The organism is Cupriavidus sp. 05T313, assembly GCF_056396665.1.
In genome coordinates, this window is record NZ_JBFTLX010000316.1 from 1 (window position 1) to 7067 (window position 7067).

Genomic DNA, 7067 nt, shown 5'->3' on the forward strand with positions numbered 1-7067 from the left:
CGCCCCATACGGCCTGGTACACCTTGACGGCACGCTTCGCATCGCGGGTGGGTGATTCCTGCCTTGGGGCGGGGATCACGGCTAAGCCTGTCTTCTAGACTTTGTTTTTGATGTTGCCGTCTGCCCGGTACGGGTCGGCGAAGCCTAGCGCTTGCAGCGTCTCCGTCTCGATGGCTTCCATTTCCTCCGCCTCGGCGTCCTCTTCGTGCTCATAGCCCTGCGCATGCAGCACGCCGTGCACGATCAGATGCGCATAGTGCGCCTCAAGCGGCTTCTTCTGCTCGCGCGCTTCCTGCTCCACCACCGGGCAGCACAGCACGATATCCCCGCTGACCGGATCGGACTCATGCTCGGCATAGGCAAACGTCAGGACATTGGTCGCGTAGTCCTTGCCGCGGTAGCTGCGGTTCAGGCTGCGGCCTTCTTCCTCGCCGACAAAGCGGATGGTCAGCGTGGCATCGGCGWACAGCGCCGACTTGGCCCAGGTCTGCACCTTGCGCTGCGTCGGCAGGCCGCGTCGTCCCTTGACACCCTCGCCGTACTGCAGCGCGAGTTCCAGCGACGGCGGCGTGGCGGGGGTGCCGGTGGTGGTGACCACGGGCGTGGCGGTGACGGCCACGGATAGCGCGTCATGGTTGTCCGGGCGCACCAGCAGGCCGGCCTGCTGGCGGTCGTCGGTGTGCTCGGCCAGCAGCGCGAGCACGCCATCGGCGGCTTGCGAGAGGTCCACGGTGATGCTGCGGCCGTCAGGCAGCTGCACGCGCACGGCGTGCGCCTGGGTCTTGCGCGCACGGCCGTCGGCGTCGAACAGGATCAGGCTGGCGGGGGAGGAGTTTGCGTTCACGATGTTGCGTTCGGTTAAGCGTCTCGGTGTTGAGCGTGATATTCGTCATAGGCATCGACGATGCGTGCCACCAGCGGATGGCGCACCACGTCGAGGCTGGTGAAGCGGGTCATGGCCACGCCGCGCACCTCGCGCAGCACATGCTGCGCTTCCACCAGGCCGCTCTTCTGGCCGCGCGGCAGGTCGATCTGGGTGGTGTCGCCGGTGATCACCGCCTTGGAGCCGAAGCCGATCCGGGTCAGGAACATCTTCATCTGCTCGGGCGTGGTGTTCTGYGCYTCGTCSAGGATGATGAASGCGTSGTTCAGCGTGCGCCCGCGCATRTASGCCAGCGGSGCGAYCTCGATCATCTGGCGCTCGAACATCTTCTGCGTGCGGTCGAAGCCGAGCAGATCGTACAGCGCGTCGTACAGCGGGCGCAGGTAGGGGTCGATCTTCTGCGCCAGGTCGCCGGGCAGGAAGCCCAGGCGCTCGCCGGCTTCCACCGCCGGGCGCGTCAGCACGATGCGCTTGACCGAGTCGCGTTCCAGGGCGTCCACCGCGCACGCCACGGCCAGGTAGGTCTTGCCGGTGCCGGCCGGGCCGATGCCCAGCGTGAGGTCATGCGAGAGCACATTGCGCAGGTAGTCGCGCTGCATTGGCGTGCGCCCGTGCAGGCCCGCGCGGCGCGTGTGAAGTACGGGCGATTCGTCCTCGAAGGCGTCGGCCTCGGCACCGCCGGCGCCGTCCGGCACATAGGCGCCGTGCGCGGCGACCTGGCGCGCTTCGACCAGGCCGAGCTGCACGTCGTCGATCGACAGCGCCGTGCGGGCCTGGTTATAGAAGCGCTCCAGCGCGGCGGCAGCGTCGCGCGCGTAGGCGCCGCGCACCGTCATGCGGTGGCCGCGGCGCAGGATGGTGACGTCGAGCGCCTGCTCGATCTGGCGCAGGTTCTCGTCAAGCGGCCCGCACAGGTTCTGCAGGCGGGTGTTGTCGTCCTTGGGGGCGACGAATTCGGCTGAGGGAATTTTCATCTGGGAACGAGTGGCGGCTTCTTGCGTCGCGCCCGCCGGCCACGGCCGGCAGGCGCAACCCGGCCTGGATTACTGGCGCACTACGATTTCGCCGCGCAGCGAGTGTGGGAAGGCTTCGGTGATGGCCACGTCCACCATCTCGCCGACCATGCGGTCGCGGCGGTCCTGGGGCACGCCCGGCAGCGCGAAATTCACCACGCGGTTGTTCTCGGTGCGGCCGTGCAGCTCGGTCGGGTCCTTGCGCGCCGGGCCTTCCACCAGGATGCGCTGCACCGAGCCGACCATGCCTTTGCTGATGCGCTGCACGTTTTCCTCGATGGTGGCCTGCAGGTGCTGCAGGCGCCGGAGCTTGACCTCGTGCGGCGTGTCGTCGGCCAGATTGGCCGCCGGCGTGCCGGGGCGCGGGCTGAAGATAAAGGAGAAGGAGGTGTCGTAGCCGATCTCCTCGATCATCGCCATCAGCTTGTCGAAGTCCGCCTCGGTCTCGCCGGGGAAGCCGATGATGAAGTCCGACGACAGCGACATGTCCGGGCGCAGCGCGCGCAGTTTGCGGATGATGCTCTTGTACTMCAGCACGCTGTAGCCGCGCTTCATGGCCATCAGGATGCGGTCGGACGCATGTTGCACCGGCAGGTGCAGGTGGTTGACCAGCTTCGGGCAGCGCTCGTACAGCTCGATCAGTCGCGGCGTGAATTCCTTCGGGTGGCTGGTGGTGTAGCGGATCCGCTCGATGCCGGGGATCTCGGCCACGTACTCGATCAGCAGCGCGAAGTCGGCGATTTCGCTGGTGTCGCCCATGGCGCCGCGGTACGCGTTGACGTTCTGCCCCAGCAGCGTGACTTCGCGCACGCCTTGCCCGGCCAGCCCGGCGACCTCGGCCAGCACGTCCTCGAACGGGCGCGAGACTTCCTCGCCGCGGGTGTAAGGCACCACGCAGTAGCTGCAGTACTTGGAGCAGCCTTCCATGATCGAGACAAAGGCGCTCGGGCCTTCGACCCGCGCCGGCGGCAGGTGGTCGAACTTCTCGATCTCGGGGAAGGAGATGTCTACCTGCGAATGGCCGGTCTGGCGGCTGCGGTCGATCATGGCGGGCAGGCGGTGCAGCGTCTGCGGGCCGAACACCACATCGACATAAGGCGCGCGCTTGACGATGGCGGCGCCTTCCTGGCTCGCCACGCAACCGCCCACGCCGATCACCAGATCGGGCTTGAGCGCCTTGAGCGCCTTCATGCGGCCGAGTTCGGAGAACACCTTCTCCTGCGCTTTTTCGCGCACCGAGCAGGTGTTGAAGAGGATCACGTCCGCATCTTCGGGGTTGTCTGTCTTTTCCAGGCCTTCGGCGGCGTGGAGCACGTCGACCATCTTGTCCGAGTCGTACTCGTTCATCTGACAGCCGTAGGTTTTGACGAAGACTTTTTTCATGGTGCCGATCTCAGTGGTTGACCTGGGGGCATCAGGGCTTTATGGGGACTCAACAAATCCGGGAGCCACGGCACGTTGCCGCGGCCCGGACGACGATCATTGCGCGGTTTTCTGTTCCTGCTCGCTCAGCACCCAGGCCGTCAGCAACTGGCCGTAGAGGTCGAGCTTGAACCGCACCGGCAGCTTCTGGCCGGCCACCGCCGCGATGGGCAGCAACTGGTTGTCGGTGCCGAACAGCCGCAGGCCGGGCGCCACGCCAACGGTCTTGCCGTCCAGCGTTGCCGATTGCGGTGCGCCGGGCGACGGCGCGGCGAGCACCAGCCGGGCTTTCGCCGCGTCGGCCGGGATCACCCGCAACGGCGCCTGCCCCTGTGCCGTTGCCGGCAGCAGAGCGGCGCACGTGGCGAGCGATGCGGCAAGCAGGGTCGCCCGCAGGAACAGGGCAGGGCGCGCGGCACGGTTGGCTGACATGGAGGCTCCGGCGAAAAACGGTTCGGGAAACGAAGGCGATGCGGGTTGTCCGCGGCAAGCGGCGCACCAGCCAAGTCTACGCGCACCGTGCCGCCGCGCCTGGCGCAGGCCGGGCAACCCGATATTCTACCCGGTCGCCCGCCGCCCGCGCTGGCCTAGAACAGTCCGGATGCTTCCTGCAGCACACGCCGCTTCGAGACCGTCCCCATCAGTTCGCGCCCGCCGTTATCGCGGATCACCGGGATGCGGTTGAGCGCGTGATGGGTGAACAGGCTCAATGCGTCGGGCAGGCGCGACTCGGGGGTGAGCGTGGGGAAGTCGCGTTCGCACAGCGTAAACAGGTCGGCATCCGGCTGCTCGCGCAGCGCGCGCTGCACGGCGTGGATCGACAGCGCGCCCAGCAGGCAGCCATTGGGCGCCACCATATACAGGTAGCGCGTGCCGGTCTCGGCGAACTTGTCGCTGGCCTGTTCCAGCGTCGCGTCCGGGCCGATCGTGGTGTCGGTGGGCTCGCACAGCCCGGCCAGCGTAAGCGCCCGCGCGCGGTCCGCCGCGGCCGAGGCTTGCGTACGCTCGGCCACCACGCTGTACAAGGACAAGGTCTGGCAGCGTGAGGCGGTGTAGTAGGCCGCCGCCGCGCCGATCATGCCGGGCAGCAGCAACGCCGGCGCCAGTGTCATCTCGAACACCATCAGCACTGACATCAGCGGCGCCTGGCTGGTGGCGGCCAGGAAGGCGCACATGCCCACCAGCGGCAGCAGCGGCGCGCCRCCGCCTCCCGGCACGGCGGGCGCCAGCAATTGCCCGAGCGCGGCACCCACGAACAGCGAAGGGGTGAACACCCCGCCCACCGCGCCCGAGCCCATGCTGAGCACGGTGGCCAGCAGCTTGGCCAGCAGCACGGCCGCCAGCGACACGCTCAGGGGATGCGCCATCAGGATCGACTGGATGGTGTAGTAGCCATTGCCTACCACCTCCGGCACCCGGATCGCCAGCACGCCCACCAGGGCGCCGCCCAGCGCCAGGCGCGGCACCATGCCGCCCGGCACGTGGGCGAAGGCGCCCTTGGCCAGGCTGGAGGCGCGCATGAAAAGGGCGCCCGCGACACCGGCCAGTACGCCCAGCAGCACAGCGGCGAGCAGCATCGGCGCGTGCAGCATGTCGGACGGCACATGCAGGCCCGGGTACAGCGGTTGCAGGCCGCCGTGCAGCTGGCTGACCACGGTGCCTGCCACCGAGGCCAGGAACAGCGGCATCAGCCGCTGCACCGCCACCGCGCCGAACACCACCTCGGCGACAAAGACCGCGGCCGACAGCGGCGTGTGATACACCGAGGCCAGCCCCGCGGCCGCRGCGCAGGCCGTGAGCATGCGCCTCAGGTTGGTGTCGCCATCGGGGCCGGCTCTGCCGCGCGCCGACGGGAACAGCGAGCCGCACAGCGCGGCGAGCTGGATCATCGCGCCCTCTTTACCGACCGAGCTGCCGGTGACGATGGAGCAGAACGACGACAGCGCGCGCAGCAATGTGATGCGTACCGGCAGCCGCCCCGTGCCGCTGGCGACTGCTTCCATATAGTCGGAAACGCCGGGCTGTGCCGCATTGAGCCTGGCCGCGGCGGTCAGCAGCAAGCCCGCGACCACGCCACCGAGGGTCGGGATCAGCACCCGCCAGGCCAGCGCCAGCCCGGCAAATACGGTGACGATATCCGCATGCGTGCCAAACATCACATAGCCGCTGGCGTCCAGCGCTTCCTTGAACAGGGTGGTGACGATGGCGGCGGCGATCCCTACCGGGATGGCTGTAAAGAGAGTGACTTCCTGGTCTTCGATGAACCTGAACCGCATCGTGACGTCATCCGGGGGGGAGGATGGAGCCGGGCCGGGCATGCCCGTGCCCGCGGGGGCACGGCCAGGCGGGACCAGGGCGTGGCTGGCCGCCATGATAGCGCAGCGCCACCCGGACCCATCGGGCCCATCGGGGCGCCTGGCGCGCGCGATAGCGCCAGGCTGGTACACTAGCGGCCTTTCCTCCTAAAGAAGCGGGGGCAGTCGCCTCGTTTCGCCGGTCGCTCTTTTCCGGTTTTCGGTTTTCTCACTCACGTCGCCCCCGCGATTGGCGCACCACATGCGCAAAGGGCGGCCGAAGCGTCAATTCATGTCTTTTTCCGATCTTGGCTTGTCCGACAAGCTTATGCGTGCCGTGGCCGAACAGGGCTATACCACGCCGACTCCGATTCAAGCGCAGGCGATTCCCGCCATCCTCAAGGGGGGCGACCTGCTTGYCGGCGCGCAGACCGGCACCGGCAAGACGGCCGGCTTCACGCTGCCGCTGCTGCAACTGCTGTCCGAATCCCCGGCTGCCCGCGAACCCGCGCGCGGACAGCGCCTGCCGGTGCGTGCGCTGGTCCTGACCCCCACCCGCGAACTGGCGGCCCAGGTCGAGGAAAGCGTCCGTAACTACGGCAAGTACCTCAAGCTGCGTTCGATGGTGATGTTCGGCGGCGTGGGCATCAATCCGCAGATCGAACAACTCAAGCGCGGTGTCGATATCGTGGTGGCCACGCCTGGCCGCCTGCTCGACCACCTGTCGCAACGCACCATCGACCTCTCGCACGTGGAAATGCTGGTGCTGGACGAAGCCGACCGCATGCTGGACATGGGCTTTATCCACGACATCCGCAAGATCCTCAACGTCCTGCCGCCGAAGCGCCAGAACCTGCTGTTCTCGGCCACCTTCTCCGACGAGATCCGTGGCCTGGCCGACCGTCTGCTCGACAATCCCGCTTCCATCGAAGTCGCGCGCCGCAACACCACGGCCGAGACCGTGGCGCAGCGCGTCTACCCGGTGGACCGTGAGCGCAAGCGCGAACTGCTGGCCCACCTGGTGCGCGAGAACGACTGGCACCAGGTGCTGGTGTTCACCCGCACCAAGCACGGCGCCAACCGCCTGGCCGAGCAGCTCGACAAGGAAGGCCTGTCGGCGCTGGCGATCCACGGCAACAAGAGCCAGTCGGCCCGCACACGCGCGCTGACCGAGTTCAAGGCCGGCACGCTGCGCCTGCTGGTGGCCACCGATATCGCCGCGCGCGGCATCGACATCGACCAGCTGCCGCACGTGGTCAACTACGACCTGCCCAACGTGCCCGAAGACTACGTGCACCGTATCGGCCGCACCGGCCGTGCCGGCGCCGAGGGCGAGGCGATCTCGCTGGTCTGCGTGGATGAAACCGCCTTGCTGCGCGACATCGAGCGGCTGATCAAGCGCCAGATCGAACAAACCATCCTGCCGGGCTTCGAGGTCGATCCGAGCATCCCGGC

General features: G+C 67.9%; 6 protein-coding genes. 1 reads left to right on the forward strand and 5 read right to left on the reverse strand.

The window, feature by feature from the left end:
• Window positions 1-94 precede the first annotated feature (94 nt).
• The 5 genes from ybeY to AC1DKD_RS37245 all read right to left on the reverse strand — a co-directional run bounded on the left by ybeY (window position 95) and on the right by AC1DKD_RS37245 (window position 5594).
• Window positions 95-844, reverse strand: coding sequence for an rRNA maturation RNase YbeY (gene ybeY, locus AC1DKD_RS37225; RefSeq protein WP_477144422.1), 750 nt, complete (start codon window positions 842-844; stop codon window positions 95-97).
• 14 nt (window positions 845-858) lie between these two features.
• Window positions 859-1857, reverse strand: a complete 999-nt coding sequence (locus tag AC1DKD_RS37230) for a PhoH family protein (RefSeq protein ID WP_477144423.1) — start codon at window positions 1855-1857, stop codon at window positions 859-861.
• Window positions 1858-1926: 69 nt separating this feature from the next.
• Window positions 1927-3279: a tRNA (N6-isopentenyl adenosine(37)-C2)-methylthiotransferase MiaB gene (gene miaB / locus AC1DKD_RS37235; protein WP_477144424.1), complete on the reverse strand. Its 1353-nt coding sequence runs from the start codon at window positions 3277-3279 to the stop codon at window positions 1927-1929.
• Window positions 3280-3375: 96 nt separating this feature from the next.
• On the reverse strand, window positions 3376-3750 hold the full coding sequence (locus tag AC1DKD_RS37240; RefSeq protein WP_441637326.1) for a hypothetical protein: 375 nt from the start codon (window positions 3748-3750) through the stop codon (window positions 3376-3378).
• Between the two features lie 155 nt (window positions 3751-3905).
• Window positions 3906-5594: a ClcB-like voltage-gated chloride channel protein gene (locus AC1DKD_RS37245; protein ID WP_477112163.1), complete on the reverse strand. Its 1689-nt coding sequence runs from the start codon at window positions 5592-5594 to the stop codon at window positions 3906-3908.
• A 310-nt stretch (window positions 5595-5904) separates the two neighbouring features.
• Between AC1DKD_RS37245 and AC1DKD_RS37250 the strand changes: the two genes are divergently transcribed.
• Window positions 5905-7067: DEAD/DEAH box helicase (locus AC1DKD_RS37250; protein WP_477144425.1), on the forward strand; the 1163-nt coding region annotated here is incomplete at its 3' end.